This is a genomic window from Streptomyces bohaiensis (assembly GCF_012033785.1).
Taxonomy (GTDB): Bacteria; Actinomycetota; Actinomycetes; order Streptomycetales; family Streptomycetaceae; genus Streptomyces; species Streptomyces bohaiensis.
Window position 1 is genome coordinate 20,709 of record NZ_JAAVJC010000013.1, and the last position, 25,063, is coordinate 45,771.

The 25,063-nt window shown below is 73.7% G+C and carries 24 protein-coding genes and 1 pseudogene; 13 read left to right on the forward strand and 12 right to left on the reverse strand.

Annotated elements, in window-relative coordinates:
• Nucleotides 1-29 precede the first annotated feature (29 nt).
• Entirely contained in the window at nucleotides 30-2,468 is a 2,439-nt protein-coding gene (locus HCN52_RS03400; RefSeq protein ID WP_168086846.1) for a SpoIIE family protein phosphatase, read from the reverse strand.
• 272 nt (nucleotides 2,469-2,740) lie between these two features.
• On the opposite strand from HCN52_RS03400, the gene HCN52_RS03405 reads away from it, so the two are divergent.
• The 4 genes from HCN52_RS03405 (at nucleotide 2,741) to HCN52_RS03420 (ending at nucleotide 6,168) form a co-directional block, all read left to right on the forward strand.
• Complete coding sequence (locus tag HCN52_RS03405) at nucleotides 2,741-3,061, forward strand: hypothetical protein (RefSeq protein WP_168086847.1); 321 nt, start codon at nucleotides 2,741-2,743, stop codon at nucleotides 3,059-3,061.
• Between the two features lie 294 nt (nucleotides 3,062-3,355).
• Nucleotides 3,356-4,336, forward strand: coding sequence for a hypothetical protein (locus HCN52_RS03410; protein ID WP_168086848.1), 981 nt, complete (start codon nucleotides 3,356-3,358; stop codon nucleotides 4,334-4,336).
• Nucleotides 4,336-5,277, forward strand: a complete 942-nt coding sequence (locus HCN52_RS03415) for an SRPBCC family protein (protein WP_209314115.1) — start codon at nucleotides 4,336-4,338, stop codon at nucleotides 5,275-5,277. Before HCN52_RS03410 ends, HCN52_RS03415 begins: the two co-directional genes overlap by 1 nt.
• A 66-nt stretch (nucleotides 5,278-5,343) precedes the next feature.
• A complete protein-coding gene (locus tag HCN52_RS03420; RefSeq protein WP_168086849.1) occupies nucleotides 5,344-6,168 on the forward strand; it encodes a hypothetical protein in 825 nt (274 codons plus the stop codon).
• A gap of 312 nt (nucleotides 6,169-6,480) precedes the next feature.
• Here the strand turns inward: HCN52_RS03420 and HCN52_RS03425 are convergent, their stop codons facing one another.
• The gene (locus HCN52_RS03425; RefSeq protein ID WP_168086850.1) at nucleotides 6,481-6,798 is read right to left on the reverse strand and encodes an AzlD domain-containing protein; all 318 of its coding nucleotides are present in this window, start codon (nucleotides 6,796-6,798) and stop codon (nucleotides 6,481-6,483) included.
• Entirely contained in the window at nucleotides 6,791-7,537 is a 747-nt protein-coding gene (locus tag HCN52_RS03430; protein WP_168086851.1) for an AzlC family ABC transporter permease, read from the reverse strand. The genes HCN52_RS03425 and HCN52_RS03430 overlap by 8 nt, the downstream gene beginning before the upstream one ends.
• Nucleotides 7,538-7,599: 62 nt before the next feature.
• Here HCN52_RS03430 and HCN52_RS03435 point away from each other — a divergent pair, with 62 nt between their 5' ends.
• Both HCN52_RS03435 and HCN52_RS03440 read left to right on the forward strand, forming a co-directional pair.
• Nucleotides 7,600-8,061: an Lrp/AsnC family transcriptional regulator gene (locus HCN52_RS03435; RefSeq protein WP_168086852.1), complete on the forward strand. Its 462-nt coding sequence runs from the start codon at nucleotides 7,600-7,602 to the stop codon at nucleotides 8,059-8,061.
• 162 nt (nucleotides 8,062-8,223) lie between these two features.
• Complete coding sequence (locus HCN52_RS03440; protein WP_168086853.1) at nucleotides 8,224-9,132, forward strand: RluA family pseudouridine synthase; 909 nt, start codon at nucleotides 8,224-8,226, stop codon at nucleotides 9,130-9,132.
• Between the two features lie 391 nt (nucleotides 9,133-9,523).
• Here HCN52_RS03440 and HCN52_RS03445 read toward each other — a convergent pair whose 3' ends face one another.
• The 6 genes from HCN52_RS03445 to HCN52_RS03470 all read right to left on the reverse strand — a co-directional run bounded on the left by HCN52_RS03445 (nucleotide 9,524) and on the right by HCN52_RS03470 (nucleotide 13,801).
• Nucleotides 9,524-10,027 carry a TrmH family RNA methyltransferase gene (locus HCN52_RS03445; RefSeq protein ID WP_168086854.1) on the reverse strand — a complete coding sequence of 168 codons (504 nt, stop codon included), beginning with the start codon at nucleotides 10,025-10,027 and terminating at the stop codon, nucleotides 9,524-9,526.
• A 70-nt stretch (nucleotides 10,028-10,097) separates the two neighbouring features.
• Nucleotides 10,098-10,826, reverse strand: a complete 729-nt coding sequence (locus HCN52_RS03450) for a CE1759 family FMN reductase (RefSeq protein ID WP_168086855.1) — start codon at nucleotides 10,824-10,826, stop codon at nucleotides 10,098-10,100.
• Nucleotides 10,823-11,962, reverse strand: coding sequence for an LLM class flavin-dependent oxidoreductase (locus tag HCN52_RS03455; RefSeq protein ID WP_168086856.1), 1,140 nt, complete (start codon nucleotides 11,960-11,962; stop codon nucleotides 10,823-10,825). Before HCN52_RS03455 ends, HCN52_RS03450 begins: the two co-directional genes overlap by 4 nt.
• A gap of 131 nt (nucleotides 11,963-12,093) precedes the next feature.
• A complete protein-coding gene (locus HCN52_RS03460) occupies nucleotides 12,094-12,627 on the reverse strand; it encodes a flavoprotein (protein WP_168086857.1) in 534 nt (177 codons plus the stop codon).
• A gap of 90 nt (nucleotides 12,628-12,717) precedes the next feature.
• A complete protein-coding gene (locus HCN52_RS03465; RefSeq protein ID WP_168086858.1) occupies nucleotides 12,718-12,927 on the reverse strand; it encodes a DUF397 domain-containing protein in 210 nt (69 codons plus the stop codon).
• Nucleotides 12,920-13,801, reverse strand: coding sequence for a helix-turn-helix domain-containing protein (locus HCN52_RS03470; protein ID WP_168086859.1), 882 nt, complete (start codon nucleotides 13,799-13,801; stop codon nucleotides 12,920-12,922). Before HCN52_RS03470 ends, HCN52_RS03465 begins: the two co-directional genes overlap by 8 nt.
• A 200-nt stretch (nucleotides 13,802-14,001) precedes the next feature.
• Between HCN52_RS03470 and HCN52_RS03475 the strand changes: the two genes are divergently transcribed.
• The 4 genes from HCN52_RS03475 to HCN52_RS03490 all read left to right on the forward strand — a co-directional run bounded on the left by HCN52_RS03475 (nucleotide 14,002) and on the right by HCN52_RS03490 (nucleotide 17,708).
• Nucleotides 14,002-14,427, forward strand: coding sequence for an ATP-binding protein (locus tag HCN52_RS03475; RefSeq protein ID WP_312876514.1), 426 nt, complete (start codon nucleotides 14,002-14,004; stop codon nucleotides 14,425-14,427).
• A 139-nt stretch (nucleotides 14,428-14,566) separates the two neighbouring features.
• Nucleotides 14,567-15,739, forward strand: a complete 1,173-nt coding sequence (locus tag HCN52_RS03480; RefSeq protein ID WP_168086860.1) for a glutathione-independent formaldehyde dehydrogenase — start codon at nucleotides 14,567-14,569, stop codon at nucleotides 15,737-15,739.
• Between the two features lie 359 nt (nucleotides 15,740-16,098).
• Nucleotides 16,099-17,301, forward strand: a complete 1,203-nt coding sequence (locus HCN52_RS03485; RefSeq protein ID WP_168086861.1) for a baeRF2 domain-containing protein — start codon at nucleotides 16,099-16,101, stop codon at nucleotides 17,299-17,301.
• A gap of 11 nt (nucleotides 17,302-17,312) precedes the next feature.
• Entirely contained in the window at nucleotides 17,313-17,708 is a 396-nt protein-coding gene (locus HCN52_RS03490) for a DUF6479 family protein (RefSeq protein WP_168086862.1), read from the forward strand.
• A gap of 205 nt (nucleotides 17,709-17,913) precedes the next feature.
• Here the strand turns inward: HCN52_RS03490 and glgX are convergent, their stop codons facing one another.
• Nucleotides 17,914-20,175, reverse strand: coding sequence for a glycogen debranching protein GlgX (gene glgX / locus HCN52_RS03495; RefSeq protein WP_168086868.1), 2,262 nt, complete (start codon nucleotides 20,173-20,175; stop codon nucleotides 17,914-17,916).
• Nucleotides 20,176-20,646: 471 nt separating this feature from the next.
• Between glgX and HCN52_RS03500 the strand changes: the two genes are divergently transcribed.
• Together HCN52_RS03500 and HCN52_RS03505 are read left to right on the forward strand one after the other, a co-directional pair.
• Nucleotides 20,647-21,879 (forward strand): L,D-transpeptidase, encoded by a 1,233-nt coding sequence (locus tag HCN52_RS03500; RefSeq protein WP_312876515.1) that lies wholly within the window; start codon nucleotides 20,647-20,649, stop codon nucleotides 21,877-21,879.
• Nucleotides 21,880-22,029: 150 nt separating this feature from the next.
• Nucleotides 22,030-22,800 (forward strand): enoyl-CoA hydratase/isomerase family protein, encoded by a 771-nt coding sequence (locus tag HCN52_RS03505; protein WP_168086863.1) that lies wholly within the window; start codon nucleotides 22,030-22,032, stop codon nucleotides 22,798-22,800.
• A 459-nt stretch (nucleotides 22,801-23,259) separates the two neighbouring features.
• Here the strand turns inward: HCN52_RS03505 and HCN52_RS24660 are convergent, their stop codons facing one another.
• Together HCN52_RS24660 and HCN52_RS26335 are read right to left on the reverse strand one after the other, a co-directional pair.
• Complete coding sequence (locus HCN52_RS24660; RefSeq protein WP_209314116.1) at nucleotides 23,260-23,799, reverse strand: hypothetical protein; 540 nt, start codon at nucleotides 23,797-23,799, stop codon at nucleotides 23,260-23,262.
• Between the two features lie 86 nt (nucleotides 23,800-23,885).
• Nucleotides 23,886-24,335 (reverse strand): annotated as a pseudogene (locus HCN52_RS26335) (siderophore-interacting protein); the annotation flags it as partial.
• A 213-nt stretch (nucleotides 24,336-24,548) separates the two neighbouring features.
• Between HCN52_RS26335 and HCN52_RS03515 the strand changes: the two are divergent.
• Entirely contained in the window at nucleotides 24,549-25,016 is a 468-nt protein-coding gene (locus HCN52_RS03515; RefSeq protein WP_168086864.1) for an ATP-binding protein, read from the forward strand.
• Nucleotides 25,017-25,063: the final 47 nt, after the last annotated feature.

Genomic DNA, 25,063 nt, shown 5'->3' on the forward strand with positions numbered 1-25,063 from the left:
ACCGCCCCGCGGGGCGCCCCGTGCGGCGCTCAGCCCTCGCCGGAACGGTCGGGGCGCTGCTGCTCCGCCCAGATGGTCTTGCCCGTCGGGCTGTGGCGCGTGCCCCACCGTTGCGCTAGCTGGGCGACGAGCATCAGCCCGCGGCCGCCCTCGTCGAAGCTGCTCGCCCGCCGCATGTGCGGCGAGGTGGCGCTGGTGTCGGACACCTCGCAGATCAGGGTGTCGTCGAGGATGAGCCGGAGCTTCACCGGGCCGGTGGCGTGGCGGATCGCGTTGGTGAGCAGTTCGGTCACCACCAGCTCGGTGGTGAAGGCGGCCTCCGACAGGCCCCAGCGGTCGAGCTGCTCGGCGACGCCCCGACGGGCGGTGGCGCAGGCGGCTGGTTCGTGCGGCACGTCCCAGGTGACGACGTGGCGGGCGTCGAGCACGCGGGTCGCGGCCATCAGCAGGGCCACGTCGTCGGTGGGCGGCTCGTTCTGCAGGAGGGCGTCCAGCACCGCGGCACACCGGTCGTCGAGGGAGTCCGCGGGGCGGGCGAGCGCGAGGTGCAGCGCCCGGTACCCGGCGTCGACGTCCCGTTGGCGGCGTTCGACGAGGCCGTCGGTGAAGAGCGCGAGGACCGAGCCCGGGGCCAGGACGAACTCGGCCGCCTCGAACGGCAGACCTCCCAGGCCCAGCGGCGGACCCGCCGGGACGTCCAGGGTGGTGACGGTGGCGCCGTCGGGAGAGGCGACCACGGGAGGGGGATGGCCGGCGCGCGCCATGCTGCACGTCCCGGAGACCGGGTCGTAGACGGCGTACAGGCAGGTGGCCCCGATGTCCCCGGCGCTCTCGCCGCCGCCGGTCTCCTCGGCGAGACGGACCACGAGATCGTCCAGGTGGGCGATGAGCTCGTCGGGCGGGAGGTCGACGTCGGAGAGGGTCCGCACCGCGGTGCGGAGGCGCCCCATGGTGGCGGAGGCCTGGACGCCGTGCCCCACGACGTCGCCGACGACCAGCGCCACGCGCGCTCCGGAGAGCGCGATCACGTCGAACCAGTCGCCGCCGACCCCACTGTGGCCGGACGCGGCCAGGTAGCGGTGGGCGACGTCGACGCCGGAGAGCTGCGGGAGCGTGCGCGGCAGCAGACTGCGCTGGAGTGCGAGGGCGGTGTCCCGCTCGCGGGTGAACCGCTGCGCGTTGTCGAGGGAGACGGCCGCCCGGGAGGCGATCTCTCGTGCCAGCAGCACGTCGTCGGGAGCGAACCGGTCGGGGCGCCGGTACCGCAGCAGGAGCGCGACGCCGAGGGTCTTGCGGCGGGAGGTCAGCGGCACGGCCAGGATCGAGTGGACCCCGAGGTCGGCCGCGTGGCGGCCCCGTTCCGGGTCCTGGGCCACCCAGGCGAGGAACCCGGGCTCGCCGCGCACGACCGTGACGGCTTCGCCGGAGAGCAGGGCGTGCACGGTGCCGGCCGCCATCGGGTGGTCCCACACCGCGCCGATCGGCAGCATGGCCTCGGGGGTGCCGGGGGTGCTGGAGCAGTGGGCGATGCGGCGCAGCCGCACGTGGCCCTCCGCGGGCCAGTCGGTGTCGGCCCCGGGATCTCGGGGCTCCTGAAGCAGGTCGACGCTGACGAAGTCGGCGAGGCGCGGCACGCAGACGTCGGCGAACTCCTGGGCGGTCCGGTCGACCTCCAGGGTGGTCCCGATACGGGTGCCGGCGTCGTTGATGAGCTGCAGGCGGCTGCGTGCCTCGTCCTCGGTGCTGAGGTCGACGGCGGACAGCGCGACTGCGACGAGGTGGTCCTGGGCGTCGCGGATCGGCGCCAGTCGGCCCATCCAGGCGTGTTCCCGCCGCTCACCCCCGGTGCGCAGCCGGGTGCGGACGTCACGGGGCCGACCTTCCTCCGCGACCTGCCGGACCTGGTTCTCCAGCTCCATGCTCTGCCGCTTGCCGCCGATCTCGGAGAGGCGCAGCCCTCTTATGTCGTCCTCGCGGAGCCCCAGGACGGCTTCCATGGCCAGGTTGGCGCGGCGCAGGCGGACGGCGGTGTCGTACAGCGCGAGTGCGTTCGGCGCGTGGCGGAAGGCGTCGCGGGGCAGGTCGGCGTCGGCTCCGGTGGCCTCGAGACCCTCCAACGGGGTGACGACGAGCCATCCCGGGGGGCCCCAGTCGGCGTCGGTCAGGCGGTGGGCGATGACCCGGACCGGAAGGGCGCGCCCGGTCCGGTGGAGCACCTCCAGCGTGCCGTGCCAGCGGGGCTTCCCGCGGGCTGCTCGGGCGACGCGGGACAGCGCCTCGGGGTCGGCCAGCAGTTCGGCGACGGGGCGGCCGACGACCTCCTCCGCGGGCCGCCCCAGCAGACGCCGGGCACCGTCGTTCCAGCAGGTGACGGTGGCGGCGGGGTCGAGGATCGCCCGCGCGGTGGCGGCCTCGTCCGGCACTTCGGCCCACGGATCGTCCAGCGGTCCGCACGCGCCCTGCGCCATGCCGCCTCCCGTGGTCTCGGCGTGCCACCGTCTCGGCGGCGGCCCCGGATCCAGCGTCGGCCCATCCGGCCCGCCCGACAACCCGGGCCCGTCACGGGGGTGACGGGCAGGCGCCCCGCGCGGCGGCACCGACCGGTACGGGGCGGCGCGCACCGCGCCGGCTGCGGCACCCTGCGCGGCGCTCCGCGGCCCGCCGCTCGGCGAGCCGGGAAGCGCGGTCCGCCCGGTGCGTCGGCTCGCCGGTCCTGCCCCGCGCGGGGCAGGATCGCGCCATGGCCGACGACACGCCGTGCACGACCGAGGACGGCCGCTACCTGTTGATCAACGGCCGCCGGTGGCGGGCCACGGATCCGATGCTCCCCGAGGAGGTCGGACGGCGGCTGCGACGGCACCTCATGGCGGCACGTCGTGAGGTGGGGGTCGCGCTGCGCGCTGCGGACGAGGGCGCCGAGCGCCGCGCCCGGCGACGGGTGCACGCGGCGAAGACCGCTCTGGGGGAGCGCGGTACTCCCTGGTGGGAGCAGAGCGACGAGGAGCGCCGCGAGCGGTGGGAGGCCGGTCTGGCGACGTTGGACGAGGGCGACGGCGCGTGACCCGGGACCGCCGGGGCCGCACCGTTGCCGCCCCGTACGGTCGGTGTCGCGGCAGGCCGCGGCCGCGGTGCCGCCAGGACATGCGAACTGCGCGCCGCGGCGTTCCAATGGACTAGCGAGCGATACGCCGAGGCCCTTCGCTGCCCCTACCGGCACGATCCGATGTCGCGACCGCACGGGGCGGCTCGTCGGCCGGGCGCGCGCCCCGGTGGACGACGAGCCGGGCGGACTGCGACCACGCGACAGGCCTCTTTCCCGGCGCCGCTCGGCCACCACGGAGAGAAGGCGAAGACCATGGGACGTTCCAGCTCTGCCATGGCTGCGGGGGTGGCCGCGGGCTACCTGCTGGGCCGCACCAAGCGAGCCAAGGTGGCTCTCGCCCTGGCCGGTGTCGCCTTGGGACGGCGCGGCAAGGGTGCCCGCTCGGCGGAGGCGGCCAAGGGCGGGCTGCACAGGGTGGGGAACTCGTCCCTGCTGGACCGGCTGACCAGCGCCGGTGGCGGGGTGGTCGCCTCGGGGCGCTCGACCCTTGATTCGGGGATCCGGCACGGAGCGTCCTCCCTGGCCTCCGCGCTCGCGGCACGCACCGAAGCGCTGACGGCCGGAGAGGAGCAGCGAGGTGCGGCGACCGACGAGGACGCCACCGACCGCGACGGCGACAGCGCGCCTGCGGCGAACGGTGCGCGGGACGGCGAGGACGCTGCCGACGGCGAGCAACCCGCCGGACGGCGCGCCTCGGAAGACCGTCGGACGCCTGAGCCGCCCGAGCCGGACGGCACGGCGCCCGACGAGGACGCCGAGGCGGGGGAGGCCGGGGCACCGGTCGAGGACGACGCGGACGACGCGGACGACGAACCGAGCGGCGACGAAACCACGTCGAAGCCCACCGCGAAGGTCGCTCCGACGGCGAAGGCGACGGCGAAGCGCACGGCGGGGAAGGCCACGGCAGAGAAGCGCGACGGATCCGCCACGAAGTCCTCCGGCAGTCGGGCGACCAGCGCGACGGGCTCGGGCGCGAGCACGGGCCGCGCGAAGAAGTCCGCCGCCCGCGAGGCCCCGGCGAGGAAGGGCACCACGAAGAACGGCACCACGAAGAAGGCAGGCACGAAGAAGCCGACCGCCAAGAAGTCGGCTCCCGCGAAGGAGACGCCCCGGAAGTCCGCCGCAGCACCGGCGGCCTCCGGGGACGAGCGCCCCCCGCGGAAGCCCCGCGCCACACGCAGCGCGCGGCGCAGCGCACCTGCCACCCGTGCTCGGCGGGGAGAGGAGGAGTGATGACCACCACGCGGCAGAACGAGCCCGGTCCGTTGCCGGAGGCGATGGGACGGGTCCGCGAGGAGCTGATGCGCATGCTCGCCGCCCAGGCGAAAGCCGCGGTGCGCGCGACCGGCGAGAAGATCAAGGACTCCGGGATGCGCGCCGCCGAGTCGGCGACGGGCAGCAAGGTCGTACCGGATGCCGCCGGCCGGGTTCTCCAGGGCGAGAACCCTGCGGCGGCCACGGCGGGTTCGCTGAAGGAAGGGATCACGCGGCACGTCCCCGGGATGGGGTCGGACGAGGACCGCGAGCCGGCTGCCGGCGAGGGCGACGAGCACGCGTTCCTCAGCAAGGTGACGGCCATCATCGAGGCGATCGATGTCGGTGTCCCGCGGTCGGTCTGCTACAACCACTGGACCGAGTTCGAGGATTTCGGAACCTGGGCCAAAGGCGTCACCAACGTCACCCAGATGGAGGATGAGAAGGCCACCTGGGGCTTCAAGATGGTGTTCTCCAGCCGGGAGTACGAGTCGACGATCGAGGAGCAGGTCCCCGACGACCGGGTGATCTGGAGCTCCGAGGGAGCGAAGGGCACCACCTACGGCGCCGTCACCTTCCATGAGCTGGGCCCGAGCCTGACGCGCGTGATCGCGGTCGTGGAGTACTCGCCCAGCGGGTTCTTCGAGAAGCTCGGCAATCTGTGGCGGGCTCAGGGACGCCGGCTGCGTCTGGACATGAAGAACTTCCAGCGGTACGTCACGCTGTCGGCCGATCCGGAGATCGAGGGCTGGCGCGGCGAGATCCGTGACGGCGAGGTGATTCGCTCCCACGAGGAGGCCATGGAGGCCGCCGAGGCCCAGGACGCGGAGGGCCCGGAGGACCGGGAGGACGAGCCGGACGACGAGTGGGATGACGAGCTCGACGACGACGAGGAGGAGGAGCCGGAGGACGAGCGGTGACGCCCGCCTGCCCGGCCCCGCTGCCCACCGGGCCGCACCACGGCCCCTGTCGCAGGAGACCGCCCCATGAGCGCTGACCAGTCCCCCGAGGAGTTCGGTCCCGACGACGGGACCCCGACGCCGGGCGTCACACCCGACGTCACTCTCGACGTGCCGGTGTTGAACGTCGAGGAGATCGAGATCGAGGCCGAGGACCTGCGGGCCAATGTCACGCTCCAGGCCGAGCTGCTCGATCTGCTGAAGATCAACGTGGGGGCGGAGGCGTCGCTGGGGCGGTTGAACGTGGGGGTGCGCGGCGTGGAGGTGCAGGCGCTACTCCAGGTCCACCTCGACAACGTGGCCTCGATGATCGAGACGGCGCTCACCACGCTCGCGGAGAACCCGGAGATCGTGGCCCACCTCGCGCGGACGGCGGAGTCCGCGGCGCAGAGTGTCAGTGGCGCCGCGTCGGAGGCGCTACCGGAGGTGGGCCGCGCCGCGGCCGACACCGCCGGGCACGCGTCCCGGGCGGTCGAGTCCGTGGGGAGCGGCGCGGCGGACGCGGTCGGCGGCGCGGCGGAATCCGTCGTCGACACCGCGGGCGAACTCACCGAGGACGACGCCGACAGCGCCGGGGCCGCAGCACAGGGTTCCGGTGACGTGCCCGACGGCGCAGCGGAGCACCCGTCCGGGCGCCGAGGCGCGGAGAGGCCGCCGGACGGCTCGCCGCGGAAGAAGAAGCAGCGTCCGGATGACGGGACGGACAGCGGGAGCGAGCGGACGAAACGCCGCCCCACGCCCCGTACCGGCACGGGGCGGCCGCGGCGGACGAGTACCTCCGCCGACGAGCGGCGCAGCCGGCGGCGCGATCCGGCGGTGGGGGGCCGTGCCGTCCGGCGCCATCCGCCGTGACGGCACCGGAAGACCGTAGGGGTCCGCCGGAGATCGGCTTCGCCGCCCGTCTTCACGCGGATCGTCTGCGGTTCGCGGAAGCGCCGGACGCGCGGGTGGCGTTCCGCGACGGCCCGGGGGTCGCGTCGTCCTCCGAGTCCACACGGGAGAACCTGCCGGACCGCGTCGAACCGGGTGCGGAGTACGAGCAGGTCCGGGTGGACTACCGGCTCGTCACGCGGACGCGCCGCCCGGGCCGTCCGTCGCGACGGCGCCGGAACCCGTGACGGTACGAGCGGGCGCGTCGCACGGGCGGCGTGTCGCTTTCCGCTCTCAGACGTTCAGCAGGATGACGTGGACCGCGGTGCCCGCGGTGATGCTGAGCAGCAGGTTGCGGCGCCACAGGTGCAGGCCGGCGGTGACGGCGAGCGCGGCGGCGGGCGCCATCCACGCGTTGTCGGCGACGGGCGTGCCCCGCAGGCAGTAGACGACGAGCACCACCAGGACGCCGGTCGGCATCCGCAGGCCGAGGTAGTGCAGGGTGCGGCTCTCCCGGAGCGGGGCGAGCGCGACGAAGGGCAGCGCCCGCAGCGACCAGGTGACCGCCACGGTGACGGCAACCGCCGCGAGCAGGTACGGGGCGTCAGGCACGTCGGCTCCGGAGTCGGGAGGCGCCCAGCGAGACGAGGAGCGCGAGGGTCAGCAGGGCGAAGGCAGTGGGAAGCATCTGACCGGGGGCGACGACGGCGGCCACCACCGCGGCGACGAACGCGCACGCCGGGCCGCTGACGTCGTCGGGGCGCTCGCGCGCCGCGTCGATGGCCATCACGGTGAAGAGCGCGGGGAGCGCGAAGTCGAGGCCGGCCACCGAGTCGCCCACGAGGGCGCCGAGCAGCGCACCGGCGGTGCCTCCGATGACCCAGTAGAGGTGGAGGAAGAGCTGGAGGCCGACGATGCGCGATCCGGACCAGCTCCGGGAGGCGGCGGTGGCGGTGAGGGCGTACGCCTCGTCGGTCATGGCGAAGGTGCTGTAGAGCTTGGCGCGGACGCCCCGCACGCGGTGCAGCGGGAAGGAGAGCGCGTAGAAGACGTGCCGCAGGTTGACGAGCATCGCGGTGAGGGCGATGGTGCCCAGCGGGGTGACGGCGGTGACGAGCCCGATCAGCAGGAACTCGAAGGAACCGGCGTAGATCAGTGCGGTGAAGACCGTCGCCCACCACCAGTCGAGCCCGGCCTGGGTGAGCACCATGCCGAAGGCGAGACCGAGGGGCACCAGGGCGATTCCGACGGAGAAGGAGTCCCGCAGCGCGGCGGTCGCCGTTCGTGTCTCCGGCTCGGCCGGAGAGGTGAGCCCGGGGCGCCCCACGTCGGACAGAAGAACGCGAGTCATGACAGAAGATTAGAACAATAGTGACGTACTGTGATGACCTTTCATGGCGCTACGATGGCCCTGTGCGCAAGGAAACAACACTAGATGCCATCGATCGTGAAATTCTGTTGCAGCTCTCCCGGGACGGCCGGTTGACCAACGTCGAGTTGGCCCGGCGGGTCGGGCTCACTCCCCCGCCCTGCCTGCGGCGGGTGAAGCGGCTGGAGGAGGCCGGGGTCATCCTCGGCTACCGGGCGGTGGTCGACCCCCACGCGGTCGGGCGCGGGCTGGAGGTGCTGGTCGACGTGGAGGTGAGCGCCACGGACCGGACGAGCTTCGAGCAGTTCGAGGAGACGCTCTCCGCCTGCGAGGAAGTGGTCGAGTTGCGCCGGATGTTCGGCAGCCGCCCCGATTACTTCCTCCGGGTCGCGGTGGCCGATCACGCCGCGTACGAGGCCTTCCTCACCGAGAAGTTGAGCAGCCTGCCCGGTGTGCTGCGGATCGGGTCCCATCTCACGATGAAGAACATCGACACCGACCGCTGAGCGGCTGCACACCGGCCCGTGCCGGCGGCGGGGGCCGGCGCCCCGGGGCGGGGTACGGGGGGGGGCACGCACACGGCGGGGCACCGGCACCCGGTCACGTACAGTGGAGCGCCCGCCGCGGGCCCCCGCGACCGGGGACGACACAGGACGGCGAGCGGAACGATGGCGACGCGGCACAACGGAGCACCGGACGAGACGGCGACGGGCGGCAGCCCGGAGACGGACGGCGGGACGGCTGCCACCACCACCGCCGACTGGCCGGCCATCCGGCGCCGCACGACGGTCCGGGAGGACGACGCGGTCCTGGTGATCGACAAGCCCGCCGACGTCTCCGTCGTCGGGGAGCGCCACGACACCGACCTGATGCAGTTGGCGAAGGACGCCGGCGAGTGGCTAATGCCGGCCCACCGCATCGACAAGGTGACCTCCGGCGTGGTGCTGCTGGCTCGTTCGCTGCCGGTCCACGCCGACCTCGCGCGGCAGTTCAACCGCCGCAGCGTCGGCAAGGCGTATCTGGCCGTGGTCCGCAACGACGGCCTGTCCGGCACCGGCTCCGCGCTGCCCGACGAGGGCGAGGTGGAGCTGCCGTTGAGCGTCGGGCGGAAGTCGCGCGTGCGGGTGGCGGCGCCGCGGGAGTCGATCCGTGGCGGAGGGGGCCGCTGGAGCGTGCGCGAGGAGGACGTGCTGCCGAAGGTCCGCACCTATCCGTCGAGGACGCTCTTCGCCACCGTCTGGCAGGACGAGCGGCACAGCGTGCTGGTCGTCCGGCCGGTGACGGGGCGACGGCACCAGATCCGCGTGCATCTGGCGTGGATCGGCCACCCCATCGAGGGAGACCCGCTGTTCGACCGGGCGGCCGCCTCGTCCGGGGCGCGGACCTGCCTGCACTCGTGGCAGCTGGGGTACGAAGAGGAGTGGGCGGACGGCTCCCGGGTCACGGTCTCCGCGGACCCGGACGAGGCGTTCTGGGCCCCGGTGCGCGACCGGATCCCGGGCACCCCGGACGAGCTGGTGGAGCGGGCCGGCCGGCTGCTCGGCCGACTCGAACGCCAGGCGCGCACCGCACGCTGACCGCCCACGGGCCGCACCGCATGGGGCCGCACCGCATGGGGCCGCACCGCATGGGGCCGCACCGCATGGGGCGGGCCCCTGCCCCACCGCGCCGCCGCACGGGGCGTGTTCCCGCACCGCACCAGGCGGGCCCGACGCGCACCGGGGCGCCCGACGCACGGCGCCCCGCACGGGCCGGGCTCCCCCGTCTACCGCACGGGGCGGGGCCCGACGCGGTGCGGGTGTGCTGGTGGGCCGGCGTGGGGCCGGTCCTCGCCGTGCAGGGCATCGCCTGCGCGCGCACCCGACCGCCGCCCCGCCTCACGCCTCACGCCTCGGAGCGTGACCGCGGGCGCAGGCCCAGCGCCGGGGGCGCGAGGGCGCGTACGGGAATCGGCACGGCCGCGGGCGGTCAGCCCTCGGGGAACTGGCGGCAGTACTCGTACAGCCCCATGGAGGTCGCGGTGGCGACGTTGTAGCTGTGCGGCGCGCCCCAGACCGGGATCTCCACGCAGTCGTCGACGTACCGCAGCTCCTCCTCGGTGATCCCCAGCCGCTCGTTGCCGACGACCAGAGCGGTGCGCCGGGGGAACCGGTACGTGTGGAGGCTGACGGAGTTCGTGGTCTGCTCCAGGCCGACGATGCGGTAGCCGTCCTCACGGAGCGCCTTGAGGACCGGCGGCAGCGTCCGGCGGACCTCGACCGTGATCTGGTCCAGGCTGTCCCGCGCGACCGTGGGGTCGACCTTGGCGTTGCCGCAGGCGATGACCCGCGTGACCCCGCAGCAGCCGGCCGCCCGCAGGATCGTGGAGAGGTTGACCCGGCTCTTGAGCGGCGCGACGGCCACGACGAGTTCGCGGGGCCGGGACAGTACCCCCGGTTCCTTGTGCCGCTGCTGCTCGTACGTGGCCGTCATCCCGTTGTCCCCTTGTCCGCCGCTCCCACGCCGCATCGCCGCCGGCGCGCGCTCAGGATCGCACACGCCCTCAGCCGCGCCGCACGGCGGCGAGCTGCTGGGCGAAGGGCACGACCTCGAGCGTGTCGTCGGCCGCCCCGTGCAGGCGGGCGTCGGACGGTTCGGCCGCCCCGTGCGGCTCGCTCGGCCCGGCCGCGCCGTGCGCCGCCCCGGTGAGCGCGGGGAGCCGCCCCGCGGTGAGCTCGGCCAGCTCCCCGGCGGCACGTGCGATGCGCTCGGCCAGCGGCGACTCGCCCTCGGCCTCGGCTCCGCGATGGCTGCCGAAGTCGGCGGTGGCCGCGTAGACGCCGGTGGGCACGGTGATCGCCCGCAGGTACCCGAAGAGCGGACGGAGCGCGTGGTCGATCACCAGCGAGTGGCGGGGCGTGCCGCCGGTGGCCGCCGCGAGCAGCGGCGTCCCGGCCAGGTCCTCGGGGCGCAGCAGGTCGAAGAACGACTTGAAGAGCCCGCTGTACGACGCGTTGTAGACCGGGGTGACGACGATGAGTGCGTCGGCCTCCCGGACGGTGTCGAGGGCCGCTGTCAGCCGCTGGTCGGGCACCTGGGTGACGACGGCGGCCGCGGTCGCGGTGGCGAGGTCGCGCAACTCCACGCGGTCGACGCGGGGCGCTCCGCCACGCTCGGCGAGCGCGGCGGAGACGGCGGCCCCCAGGCGGTCGGCGAGCAGTCCGGTGCTGGAGGGAACGCCGGTTCCGGCGGCGACCACGACCAGTCGGGGCGGACGGGGCAGGGCGGTCATGAGGCGGCTCCTCGGGTCGCGGGGGCGGAGGCGGGCGCCCCGTCGAAGGCGGGCGGGGTGGCGCCCTCCCGGGCGGCGGCCACGCGCGCGGCGTGGGTCGGGCCCTCGGGGACGGCGGCGGGCCGCTGCCGGGCGAACTCCTCGCGGAGGGTCGGCAGGATCTCCCCGAGCAGGTCGAGCTGTTCCAGCACGGTCTTCAGCGGCAGCCCCGCGTGGTCGACGAGGAACAGCTGCCGCTGGTAGTCGCCGAAGGACTCGCGGAAGGTCAGCGTCTTCTCGATCACCTGCTGCGGTGATCCGACCGTCAGCGGCGTCTGGTCGGTGAACTCCTCCAGCGACGGACCATGGCCGTAGACGGGGGCGTTGTCGAAGTAGGGGCGGAACTCCCGGACGGCGGCCTGGGAGTCGCGGCGCATGAAGATCTGGCCGCCGAGGCCCACCATCGCCTGCTCGGGGGTGCCGTGCCCGTAGTGGGCGTAGCGCCGCCGGTAGAGGTCGATCAGCGCCTGGAAGTGCTCCTTGGGCCAGAAGATGTTGTTGGCGAAGAAGCCGTCGCCGTAGTAGGCCGCCTGTTCCGCGATCTCGGGGGAGCGGATGGAGCCGTGCCAGACGAAGGGAGGCACGCCGTCGAGCGGGCGGGGCGTGGAGGTGAAGCCGTGGAGCGGGGTGCGGAACCGGCCCTCCCAGTCGACGGTCTCCTCGCGCCACAGCTGGTGGAGCAGCGCGTAGTTCTCGATGGCGAGCGGGATGCCCTGGCGGATGTCCTGACCGAACCAGGGGTAGACCGGTCCGGTGTTGCCGCGGCCCATCATCACGTCGACCCGGCCGTCGGCCAGGTGCTGGAGCATCGCGAAGTCCTCCGCGATCTTCACCGGGTCGTTGGTGGTGATCAGGGTCGTGGAGGTGGACAGGATCAGCCGCTCGGTGCGGGCGGCGATGTAGCCGAGCATGGTCGTCGGCGAGGACGGCACGAACGGCGGGTTGTGGTGCTCGCCGCTGGCGAAGACGTCAAGGCCGACCTCCTCGGCCTTGACGGCGATGGCGACCATCGCCTTGATGCGTTCCGCCTCGGTGGGGGTGCGGCCGGTGGTGGGGTCGGTGGTGACGTCGCCGACGGTGAAGATGCCGAACTGCATGGGGCGCCCTCTCAACGTGCTTGAAAGTTCAACTTAATGAACGCACGAGGGCCCCGCGGCATTCCCGCCGGGGTCGGGTCCCGCCCCGATCCGCGGCACCGCACGCCCGGCGCGTCGCCTCGGCCCGGCGCTCACTCCAGGGCTTCGACCGCGAGCTCCCACGGAAAGGCGGCGGGCTCGTCGGCACGGGGATGGTGCGGCTCGAAACCGCCGTCCCCCAGCAGCACGCGCACGCCCTGTTCACGGAGGGTCGCCACCGCCTTGGGCACCGCGGGCTGCGTCCCGATGGCGGTGCTCCAGTAGGGCATCGCGACCACGGGCGTGCCCAGGTGCACCGCCTCGGCCGGCAGACCGATCGACAGCGAGTCGGTGATGCCCGCGCCCCAGCGGCACAGGCTGGTCGTCGTCAGCGGCGCGACGAGCATGGCGTCCGCCGGCGGCACGTCCGGCGCGTCCTCGTCGGGCTCGGTGTAGCGGTGGCGTACCGGGTGGCCGGTCAGCTCCTCCAGCTCGTCCATCCGCCCCCACCACCAGGTGGCGGCGATCGGCGAGAAGACCAGGCACACGTCCCAGCCGGCCTCCTGCGCGACGCGCACTCCACGGTCCACGAACTGGGTCGGTCCGGCGGCGGTGGCTATGAGGTACAGGACCCGGGGCATGTCCATGAGTCCACACTGTCCGGGCGGGTGTGCGCAAGTCTTCGACCGCGACCGCCCGGCGGGACCGCGCAGGCACGACCGGCGGACGGAGCCGCCCTACAATCCGCCTCGCGCGACGGCAGCCACGAACCCCGCCCACGCCCGGCACGGCACCAGAGCGACACCGCCACCCGGACGCTTGGAGTCCCGGATCGCCACCGAGTCGGGGATACGTGCCACCTCGACGCAGTTGCCGTTGCTCGCTGTGTGGGAGCTTCGCCACCATGCGGACTGCGGCAGCGACCACACGACTCCGGGACTACCCATCCTGGATCATCTCTTTCCTCACGCGGTGGACCATGGCGAGGCTATCGTCGACGGACAACGCCACCGTGGACAAGTTCTCGTAGAGACGCCCCAGCCGTCGCACGGCAAGCGGATCGTCCCGCAGAACCGTTGTCGCCTCCGCCGACTCCGTGAACGCCACGTCGCCCACCCGTTCACCCTCTGCCGAGAACAGCGTGAACGCCCCGGTGCTCGCTCCCCGTGCGCCCGCACTCCATGGAACGACCCGGAGCGTCACGTTCTCCGTCTCGACGAGCTCCGCCAGGTGAGTCAACTGCCCGACCATGACCCGGGCGCCGCCGACGCGCAACCGCAGTGCGGACTCCATGAGCAGCATGTCCAGCCGCAGGGCGTCGTCCCCGGTCAGCCGTTCCTGACGCCGCATGCGGACCTCGACCAGAGCGTCCACCTGGTCCGGCCCGAGCGGTGCGATGCCGTCGGCGGTGACCGCCCGGGCGTAGGCCGCGGTCTGCGCCAGGCCGGGAATGAAGTGGATCTGGTGCTCGCGGCAGGAGAGCGCCTCCGCTTCGAACGCCAGGAACTCGGCGTAGTTGGCGCTGATGACATCCGAGTAGGTCCGCCACCACGGCGGGAGACGCTGCGTGCTGCGCACCAGTAGGTCGCGAAGCTCCTCCCGAAGCTCGCCGCCGACGCGGTAGATCTCCATCAGCGCGTCGAAATCAGCCTTGCCGCAGCCCCGCTGACCGAGCTCGACACGGGTGATCTTGGAGAAGTGGCAGCCGAGCCTTCCGGCGACCTCTTCGGCAGTGAGGCCGTGACGGTCCCGCAGGCTGCGCAGCTCCGCACCGAGCCGCCGTCGAGCGGTGAGCGGCGCTCCGCTCCTCGTAGCCGGCATCGCCCACACCTCCTACCGAACAGGGGACATCGAGCGTACTCAACGAACTACCCCCCGTGCGCACGCACGGCTGCACACATGCGTGGCAATTTGCCAGGCATGTGCTTGACGATGCGCCACGAGGCGGGCGAGGCTGATGGTGACACGAGGAGCACAGTGGGTGACCGCACTCGCGACTCCTCCTCCCCCCGGAGGTGGCCGTGACCGTGAGCGTCGACGAGCAGCTGCGTCGCGAGGCATACGCCGCGGCCATAGTGGTCGACGCGGACGAGGTGGCGTGGTGGCGCGACCGGGTCGCCGCGATCGCGGGCGCACTCGGCGCCGACCGGTCGACGGCCGACGTGGTGCGGCTGGGGGTCTCGGAACTCCTCTCCAACGTCGTGCGCCACGTGGACGACCGGCGCTGCCTGCTGGACCTTCGCCGGGAGGGCCCCTTCGTCACCGTCAGGCTGTTCGACCGGTCACGCGCCGCCCCGGCGGTCCGCGCGCCGGACTGGACCGCGGAGAGCGGGCGCGGCCTCTGGCTGCTGCGGGAGATGACCGCGGGCGTGGGCTACACCCTCACCCGCGAGGGCAAGTGGGTCTGGTTCCGCTGCCGGGTCGCGGCCACCGAACCACCGGACTGACCCCGGACGCACCACCTCCCGAGGGGCTCCACGAACCGCTCCGTTTTCCACCGTTTAGGCCGTTTCGAGACGGGCACTCGGCGGTTCCGACATGCGACGGCCGGGCGCCGGCGCACGCACTCGCACCGGAGGAGGAGCGATGAAGGCAGTGGTGTACCAGGGGGCCTACGAGGTGGCGGTGGAAGAGGTCGACGACCCGCGGGTCGAGGCCCCGACCGATGTGATCGTCAAGATCACCACCAGCTGCATCTGCGGCTCCGACCTGCACATGTACGAGGGCCGTACCGGCGCCGAGCCGGGAATCGTCTTCGGTCACGAGAACATGGGGATCGTCACCGAGGTCGGCTCCGGAGTCGTACGGGTCAAGAAGGGCGACCGCGTGGTCATGCCCTTCAACGTCGCCTGCGGGTTCTGCAAGAACTGTCTCGCGGGGCGTACCGGCTTCTGCCTCACGGTCAACGAGGGGTTCGCCGGCGGCGCCTACGGCTACGTCTCCATGGGGCCGTACAAGGGCGGGCAGGCGGAGTACCTGCGGGTGCCCTTCGCGGACTTCAACTGCCTGGTGCTGCCTCCCGGCGAGGAGCACGAGGACGACTTCGCACTGCTGGCGGACATCTTCCCGACCGGCTACCACGCCACCGAGCTGGCGGACGTCTCCCCCGGCGAGACCGTCTGCGTCTTCGGCGCCGGCCCCGTCGGCCTGATGGCCGCCTACTCGGCCATGCTGCGCGGCGCCTCCCGCGTCTTCGTGGTGGACCGGGTACCGGACCGGCTGCGGCTCGCCTCGGAGATAGGCGCCACCCCCGTCGACTACACCCAGGGCGACGCCGCCGAGCAGATCAAGGCGATGACCCGCGGTGAGGGCTGCGACAAGGGGATCGACGCTGTCGGTTACCAGGCGACCGTCGCAGCGGGCGAGGAGCAGCCGGCGATGGTGCTGAACACCCTGGTGGAGGCGGTCCGCCCCACCGGCATGCTCGGCGTCGTCGGACTCTACGTGCCGGCCGACCCCGGCGGCCCGAACGAGAGCGCCCGCAACGGACAGCTCACCTTCGCCATGGGCCGGTTCTTCGAGAAGGGCCAGCGCATGGGGACGGGGCAGGCGAACGTCAAGGCGTACAACCGGCAGCTGCGCGACATGATCATCGCCGGCCGGGCCAAGCCCTCGTTCGTCGTCTCGCAGCACCTGCCGCTTGCCGACGCCCCGGAGGCCTACCAGCGGTTCGACCGCCGCGAGGAGGGCTGGACCAAGGTGCTCCTCAAGCCGGCGGCGATGAGCGACGGGGCGGGCAGGACGCTGGCCGGCGTCTGACCGGCACCGCCCCCGGACACGGCCGCCCGGACCCCACCCGACCGGGGTCCGGGCGGTCGCCGCACCCCGCGGCCCACCACCTCGGCCGTGCCGTCCCCGCACGCCTCGGCCGCGCCGTCCCCGCACGGGGCGGCCGAATCGTCCCCGATCGGGAGGGATACCGCGCGGCACGTGGGGCAGGTGGACCGGTAACGAACAGATCACGGCACCTGAGTTCCTGTCCTCGACCCATCCGCACGACCCGGCCCCGCCGAACGGGCGACCCGCCCACCGGCAGTACGGAGCAGCAGCAGACGCGCCCACTCCCCTTCCCCCCGGTATCCGAACAGCACGTGTTTCCCCACGGATCAGGAGGATCGATGGATCTCGCCTTTCTGGAGCCCGTTGTCCGCACCCCGGGCCCTTGGGCGTCCGCCTACTTGGCGAACGTGACCCCCGGCCCCGACGCCGCCGCCCACCAGGAGCTGGCCGCGCGGCAGACCAAGGGCGCCCTCGCCGAACAGGGTGCGGGCGATGCCGAGAGCGACGGCGTCTACCGCGAGCTGAGCGAACTGCGCCCGGGGCCGCCCGGCCGCGCCGTGTTCGCCGCCGCCGGCGAGGTGATCCGCACCGTGCCGCTCGGCACCGCTCCCCCGCAGCCGGAGGCCGCGTGGAGCGCACTGCCCAGGCTCACCCCGCTGGTGGAGATGGCGGAGGAGCCCCGGGTCTGCCTGGTGGCCTACGTGGACCGGCAGGGTGCCGACTTCGAGCTCCGCCACGCCCGCGGCAGCGAGATGGTCGGCCGGGTCGAGGGCGAGGACTGGCCGGTGAACAAGACGACCAGCTCGGACTGGTCCGAGCGTCGTTTCCAGACCGCCGTGGAGAACACCTGGGAGCGCAACGCGTCGGAGACCGCCGAGGAGCTGGCACGTACCGCCGTCGAGACCGAGGCCGACCTGGTGCTGCTCGTCGGCGACGAGCGGCAGCGGCGCAGCGTCCACGAGCGGCTGCCGCAGGCGCTGACCGAACGGGTCGTGGAGACCCACCACGGCGGGCGGGCGCCGGGCGCCGACACGCCGCTGCTCGACGAGGAGGTGGAGCGGCTGCTTCGCGAGCGCCGCGAGGCCGATCAGGGCGCACTGGTCGAGCGGTTCCGCGCGGGGCTCGCCGGTGCCGGTGCCACCCCCGCCACCGAGGGCGTGCCCGCGCTGGTGGAGGCGGCCCGCGAGCGGCGGATAGCGACGTTGCTGATCGTGCCGGGCGGCTCCGACCACAACCGCGAGGTGTGGATCGGCGGCGAGCCGGACCAACTGGCGATGCGGCGCACCGACGCCCGGTCGCTGGGCGCCGACGACCCGCTGTCGGCACGGGCGGACGACGCGCTGCTCCGGGCCGTGATCGCGGCCGGCGGTGACGTGGTCGTGCTGGACCCGGAGGCGGCCGAGGACGGTGAGCTGCCCAGCGGCGGCCTCGGGGCACTGCTGCGCTGGGCGCACGAGGACAACGGGACAGGCGCGGCCGCGGCCGACGACCTGCGGACGCAAGAAGCGAGCGGGCAGCCGGCCACGGCTGCCGGCGGCTGAGGAGGCACCACATGCACGGCGGTTCTCTGGGCGCAACGGCCACCATCGCGGCCGAGCGCGACCTGCTGGTCGGGATCGGCCCCTTCGTGCTCGGGCTGTTCATCGTCGCGGTACTGACCGGGGCGGTCTGGTACGGCATCCGGCTGCGGCGGAGGGAGTCGCCCCCGCCGCGGCCCGAGGACCAGCCGAAGCCGCCCCCCGGCGGCCCCGTGGGCGAGGTGATGGAGCACCCCGCGGAGCCCGGTTTCGACCAGGACGGGCGACGGCTGCGGCCCCACGAGCTCCAGCCGTACGGCTCGACGCCGGGCACGCCGGCCGAGCGGGGTCCCGGCGACCACGCCGAGCGCGCCCCGGGGCCCAACACCCCGGACCCCGGTGACGGGGAGCGCGGCCACCGCGGCGGCTGAGTGACGGGGGTGGCCCCTCCACGAGCGGGTCACGGGCCGGACGCGGCGAGGGCCGGGACGACGACCGATGGTCGTCGTCCCGGCCCTCGTCATGTCGGCCCATCTCGGTGCGGGACCGTCCTCGGCCGCGGCCGCCCCGCGGAACCCCACCGGCCGCGGCCGCCCCGCGAGGCCCGCAGGCCGCCGGGGCCCGCGGGGCGGTCGGTCACGGCTCGTCGTCGGGGGTCGGCGGGACCGCGCGGAGCAGCAGCACGGAGCGGGCCGGCAGAGTGAGGCCCTCCCCCGGTGCGTGCAGCGTGCCGGGGCCGTCCGCCTGCTCCTCGCGGGTGGTGTCCAGGACCAGTTCGTACCCCTCCGCCCAGGGTGCGCCGGGCAGCGGGAAGACGGCGTCGTCCGCGCCCGCGTGCAGCAGGACCAGGAAGCTGTCGTCGGTGACGGGGCGCCCGCGGTCGTCGCGCTGCGGGATGTCCTGGCCGGAGAGGTACATGCCCAGCGTGAGGCTGGGCGCGTACCAGTCGGCCTCGGCCATCTCCTGTCCCGCCCCGGTGAACCAGGCGAGGTCGCGCAGCCCCTCGGGGCCCTGGGGTCGGCCGGAGAAGAACGCCCGGCGGCGGAGCACGGGATGGTTCCGGCGGAGTCGGATCAGCCGGGCCGTGAGGTCGAGCAGGGAGCGCCAGGCCGGGTCGCGGGTCAGGCCCCAGTCGACCCAGCTGAGGTCGTTGTCCTGGCAGTAGGCGTTGTTGTTGCCGCGCTGGGTGCGGCCCATCTCGTCGCCGGCGACGAGCATCGGGACGCCGGTGGAGAGCAGGAGGGTGGTGAGGAGGTTGCGGAGCTGGCGGCGGCGGAGGGCGGTGACGTCCCGGTCGTCGGTCTCGCCCTCGGCGCCGCAGTTCCAGGAGCGGTTGTCGTCGGTGCCGTCGCGGTTGTCCTCGCCGTTGGCCTCGTTGTGCTTGCCGTGGTAGCTGACGAGGTCGCGGAGGGTGAATCCGTCGTGGGCGGTGATGAAGTTGACGGACGCGTAGGGGCGGCGCCCGCCCCACGCGTAGAGGTCGCTGGAGCCGGAGAGCCGGTAGCCGAGGTCGCGGACGTCGGGGACGGCGCCGCGCCAGTAGTCGCGGACGGTGTCGCGGTAGCGGTCGTTCCACTCGGTCCACAGCGGGGGGAACGCGCCGACCTGGTAGCCGCCGTTGCCGACGTCCCAGGGCTCGGCGATCAGTTTGACCCGGCGCAGGACGGGGTCCTGGGCCATGACGGCGAGGAACGGGGAGAGCATGTCGACGTCGTGCATGGACCGCGCGAGTGCGGCGGCGAGGTCGAAGCGGAAGCCGTCGACGCCCATCTCCTGGACCCAGTAGCGCAGCGAGTCGGTGATCAGCCGCAGCACCTGCGGCTGGACGACGTGCAGGGTGTTGCCGCAGCCGGTGTAGTCGGCGTAGTAGCGGGGGTCCTCCCCCAGGCGGTAGTAGCCGCTGTTGTCGATGCCGCGCAGCGACAGGGTCGGGCCGAGCTGCCCGGCCTCGGCGGTGTGGTTGTAGACGACGTCGAGGATGACCTCGATCCCGGCGCGGTGCAGCGCGCGCACCATGTTCTTGAACTCGCCGACCTGGGCGCCGCGGGTGCCGGAGGCGCTGTACGCGGCGTGGGGCGCGAAGTAGCCGATGCTGTTGTAGCCCCAGTAGTTGGACATGCCGCGGCGCAGCAGGTGGTCCTCGTGGGCGAACTGGTGGACGGGGAGCAGCTCGACGGCGGTGACGCCGAGGCGGGTGAGGTGGTCGATGGCGGCCGGGTGGGCGAGACCGGCGTAGGTGCCGCGGAGTTCCTCGGGGATGTCGGGGTGGGCGCGGGTGAAGCCGCGCACGTGCAGCTCGTAGATGACGGAGTCCGCCCACGGGGTCTTGGGGCGGACGTCGTCGGCCCAGGTGTCGCGGTCGTCGACGACGACGCCCTTGGGGACGAACGGGGCGGAGTCGCGGTCGTCGCGGACGGTGTCGGCGACGTCCTGGTCGGGCCAGTCGCGGGCGTGGGCGTAGCACTCGGCGGGGACGGGGCGCTTGCCGGTGCCGGGTGCGAAGTCGCCGTCCACGGCGCGGGCGTAGGGGTCGAGGAGGAGCTTGGCGGGGTTCCACCGCGCACCGGTCCAGGGGTCCCAGCGGCCGTGGACGCGGTAGCCGTAGCGCTGTCCGGCGGCGACGCCGGGGACGAAGCCGTGCCAGATCTCGTGGGTCAGCTCGGTGAGGGCGCAGCGGGTCTCGTGGCCGGCGTCGTCGAAGAGGCAGAGCTCGACGCCCTCGGCGCCGGCCGCCCAGAGGGCGAAGTTGGTGCCGGGGACGTCGCCGGGGCCGTTGCGGACCCGGGCGCCCAGCGGTTGCGGGCTGCCGGGCCAGACCTCCGGCGGGGGCCCGGCGGGCGGGCGGACGTGGACGCTGTGCGCCAAGGGGCCGGGGGCCGCGGGTTGCCCGGTGACCATGGTGGGGGCGGCCGTCTCGGTTCCGGCCGACCCGGGTTCGGGTGCGTGGGGCACGTGGGCCTCCTGCTGGTGCGAATGGGGGCGGGTCAGCGGTGCGGGGGGCGCTGCGCGTCGCGGGGCGGTGGGGCCGGGTGGTCGGCCGGGGCGAGGGCGTGGCCGCGGGCGCCGGTGGCCGCGGCGGCTGCCGGAGCGCTCGGCGGTGTCGGCCGGTTGTCAGCTTTCCCCAGGTTCTTCCCTCTCGCTGGTTCTTCATCACTCGTGACCGCCTCAAGACCACTCATGAGGTATTTGATCACTTTTAAGAGCGAAAGGCATGGCTTGCTGCCTCTTCCGTGCTCTGCGTCATGTCGTGGTCAGCACTAGTACGCAACGGTGACAATTCCGGGGCATGACCGCCGGACGCGTGTGGTTGGCTGGAGGGACGGCGGACGTGGATCATCGCGGACGCCCGGGGCGCGAGGGGAGTTACAGGTGAACAGGCGACGGTGGGGCGCGAGGCGCAACGGGGCGATAGCCGGCTTGGCCGGGTTCGTCATGGTGGTTGCGACGGCGTGCGGGGGTACCAGCAAGGCGGAGTCGTCGGGGGGCGACGACAAGGGCGGCGGAGGAGGCACGGGCGGGGACGCGGCGGCCGCGGTCTCCGTGGAGTTCACCACCGAGGACGGCGCGGAGTCGGTGGCGACCTGGGACGAGTTCTCGGTCGGCGCCGAGGACGGCACCCTCACCGAGGTGACCGTCACCGACCCGGAGGGCACGGAGGTGCCGGGCGAGTTCACCGAGGACAGCACCGGCTGGTCCCCCGCGGAGCACTTCGCCAACGACACCACCTACGAGGTGACCGCGAAGGGCGAGGACGCCGAGGGGCGGGAGACGGTGGGGACGACCACCTTCACCACCGTGGCCGCCGAGGCGACGCTCGACACCAACAGCCACCTGTGGACCTGGATCGACGAAGGCGGCACCGTCGGGGTCGGCACCGTGATCTCGGTGACCTTCGACAAGCCGGTGGAGAACACCGCGGCGATCGCCGACGCGATCCGCGTCAACACCGACCCCGCGGTCGAGGTGAAGCCGCACTGGTTCGGCAACCAGCGCGTCGACTTCCGCCCGCAGGAGTACTGGGAGCCGGGGACCGAGGTGACGGTCGAGTTCCGCACCCGCGGGGTGGAGGCCGCCCCCGGCGTCTACGGCACCCGCTACAACGAGCGGTCGTTCGTCGTCGGGCACCGGCAGGTCAGCACGGTGGACATCGACACCCTCACCATGGACGTCGAGCGCGACGGCGAGGTCATCCGGAGCATCCCCGTCACGGCGGGCGCCCCGGGCAAGGACACCTGGAACGGCAAGATGGTCGTCTCGGAGATGTTCACCGAGACCCGGATGGACGGCGCGACCGTCGGGTACGACTACGACATCCCGGACGTCCCGCACGCAATCAGGCTGTCGACCTCCGGCACCTTCCTGCACGGCAACTACTGGTCCACCCCCGGGACCTTCGGCAACCACCTCGACACCCACGGGTGCATCGGCCTGCAGGACGTGCAGGGCGGCAACGACGCCTCCACCCAGGCCGCGTGGTTCTACCAGAACACTCGGATCGGCGACGTGATCGAGGTCGTGAACTCCGACGACGACGTCATCGCCCCGGACAACGGTCTCAACGGCTGGAACCTGGACTGGTCCCAGTGGGGCGCGGGGCAGTGACCCCCTCGGTCCGCCGCTGATCGGCGGACCCGCACGGTCGGCCCCCGGTGGCCCGGCACGGTCGACGGACCGCGCCGGGCCACCGGCGCGTCCGGGGAGAGGTCGGCACCGGCTCCCCCGACGCCGGTGAACGACCGCTAACCTGACGGCATGACTGTGCATCTCGAAGTAGCGGACGGCGTCGGCACCATCCGGCTGGACCGGCCCCCGATGAACGCGCTCGACACCACCGTCCAGGACAGGCTGCGGGAGCTGGCCGAGGAGGTCACCAGCCGGGACGACGTCCGCGCCGTGGTGATCTGGGGCGGCGAGAAGGTGTTCGCCGCCGGGGCGGACATCAAGGAGATGCGGGAGATGGACCAGGCGGCGATGATCGCGCGCGCCCGCGGCCTCCAGGAGTCCTTCACCGCCGTCGCCCGGATTCCGAAGCCGGTCGTGGCCGCCGTGACCGGCTACGCGCTCGGCGGCGGCTGCGAGCTGGCGCTCTGCGCCGACATCCGGGTCGCCGCCGAGGACGCCCGGCTGGGGCAGCCGGAGATCCTGCTGGGCCTGATCCCCGGCGCCGGCGGCACGCAGCGGCTGCCGCGCCTGGTGGGCCCCTCCCGCGCCAAGGACCTCATCTTCACCGGGCGCCAGGTCAAGGCGCCGGAGGCGTTGGCGATCGGCCTGGTCGACAGGGTCGTCCCCGCCGCGGAGGTCTACGACACCGCGCACGCCTGGGCAGCGCGGCTCGCCGCCGGGCCCGCCATCGCGTTGCGGGCGGCGAAGGAGGCCGTCGACAGCGGGCTGGACGCCGGCGTCGACACCGGCCTTGCGGTCGAACGCACCTGGTTCGCCTCGCTGTTCGCCACCGAGGACCGCGAGATCGGCATGCGCAGCTTCGTCGAGGACGGCCCCGGGAAGGCCCGCTTCACCCGCTGAGCCCCGCCGCTCCCGCCGGCACGCCCCGCACCGGCACCGGCACCCGCACCGCCCTCGGCGGGGCCGGGTGTCCGTCGGCACCACCGGCGGCGTGCCGGTGCCCGGGGCGGGGATCGCCGCACGCTGGGGCGCATCGGGGCCTCGGTGGTGCTCCGGGCGTGCTCGACCGTGCGGCGCTCGGTTTCGGCCGCGTCGCCTCCGACCGAGCCGGCACTGCCGTCGCCCCTCCACCGCAGGCGGCGAGGACCGGCGCGACAGCCGACAGGACGGCGGCGCGGGAGAGAGCGCGGGGCGCGGGCGCACGGGGCGGGGGCGAACAGGTTCGTGGCGGTCCCCTGACAGCGGGAGGACACACCACGCTCCGAGGACCGGGCCGGACCGGAACGACTCAGCTCTGCCTGACCACGGCCACGGGGGACGGGGGCGGGGGACGGAGGACGGGCCACCGGAGCCGACCTGCTACGACGTCCGCACCCGGTCGTGCCGGTACCCCCGGGAGTGGATCCGGCGCGGCGGGGCCCCCGCCGCCCGCAGGCCGTCCCGGATGCCGGCGACCCGGGTGCCCTCCGCGGCCGGCCGGGCGAGGAACCCCTCCCCCAGGCGCACGGCATCGGCCGCGGAACGCGGCGGCCTCACGGGCCGGCGCCGCCCCGCCGGGCTCCCCACCGCGGCGGAGCACGGGTGGCACCTCGCCCCCGGCAACGCGGCGCGCAACGCCGCGGCGTCCTCGGCCTCCCCCGCCTCCAGCAGCACGTCCCTGTGCAGCCCGGGGTCGCCCGCGGTGACCGCCGCGATATTGCGGATGACGGGGCAGGCGGTCTCGTCACCCGCGAGCAGCACCCGCCGCACCGCCGGACCGGGGTCCCACCGGATGCCGTGCCGGGGTGCGCCGCGGCGAACGTCCGGCCCCGACAGCAGTGCGGGCGCCCCCGCCATCCCGCCCGCCGCCCAGGCTGTCGCGGGCCCGGGCCGCTCGTGGACGTAGACGCCCAGGTCCACCTCGGCGCGGTCGGGGCGGACGGCGCTCGGGGGGGGCCGCTGCGCACCGGCGGCCGCGCCTCCTCGGGCAGGCCGCGCCACACCTCGCGCCACCGCGGCTCGTGCAGCAGGTCGTCGGTGAGCGGCTCGGGGTGGCCCGCCGTGCCCGGGACCAGCAGTTTCACCCGCTGGTCGAGCCTGCACGGGGCGAAGTGATCCAGGTCCGGCCCGGAGAGGGTCAGGCGGAGGAAACCCGGTGACGGCCGTCGCACCCCGCTGACGCGCGTGGCGAAGAGCACGTTGGGCGAGGCGTGGAACGAGGGGCAACGGCGAGTCCCATGCTGGTGGGATCGGTGGATGGGGCGGTCGACGGCTGGGGACGACACCCACCGGGCGAGAACGGCGCGCGGAAGGCCCTCCCGTCGCGGGGGCGGGAGCGAGGGCGCGGCGCCCCGGCGCAGCGGGCGTCGCGGCGGCGCGCGGGAGGTCCGGGAGGGCGCGTCGCGGCACACTTGCCGTGCAATTTCATGCACGCCGGCAGGGTCGACCGCGGCCACAGTTGTCTTAACTCAACCTTAAATTTTCGAGCCCTCCTTGCCATCCTGTCGGAGCACGCAGTGTCACCGGTCGTATCGCTGCTGTTCGCGGGGGTAGTGCGCCCCGCGCGCCCCCTGAGCGCCGCAGTGCGCTGGTACGCGACGGCCTGTTCAGGCGGTGAGTTTGCACGAGAAAGGACCACGCGATCGGCATATGCACGCCATGATGGAGCCATGGCAGTCACCACGAGCAGCCCTCGCACGGGACTCGACAACGATCACGAACTCTTGCGCGCCGCAATGGACTTGAGATGCGACGCAACGGCCGGGGAAGTCGAGCTGCCCGGCCGCCCCGAGGCGGCGGCAGCCGCACGCCGACTGACCCGTGTTCACTTTCACAACCGGTGGGGGCTGAGCTCCGAGCTCACCGACAACGCGGTGCTGCTGATCTCCGAACTGGTCAACAACGTGCTCCAGCACTCCGGCGCCGTCACCTTCACCGTTCGTGTCCGGCGGCGGCGCGGCTGGGTGCGGATCGAGGTGCGCGACCCCTCGCGCTCACTCCCCTGCCTGCTGCCGGTGGGCGCCCTGGAACCCACCGGCCGCGGGCTCTGCCTCGTCAACCACCTCGCCGACCGCTGGGGCGTGGACCTGCTGCCCCGGGGCAAGTCGACCTGGTTCGAGCTCCGCGCCGGGAGCTGAGCCGACGGCACGGCGAGGGGCGGTGGTCGCCCGGGACGTCCCGGGCG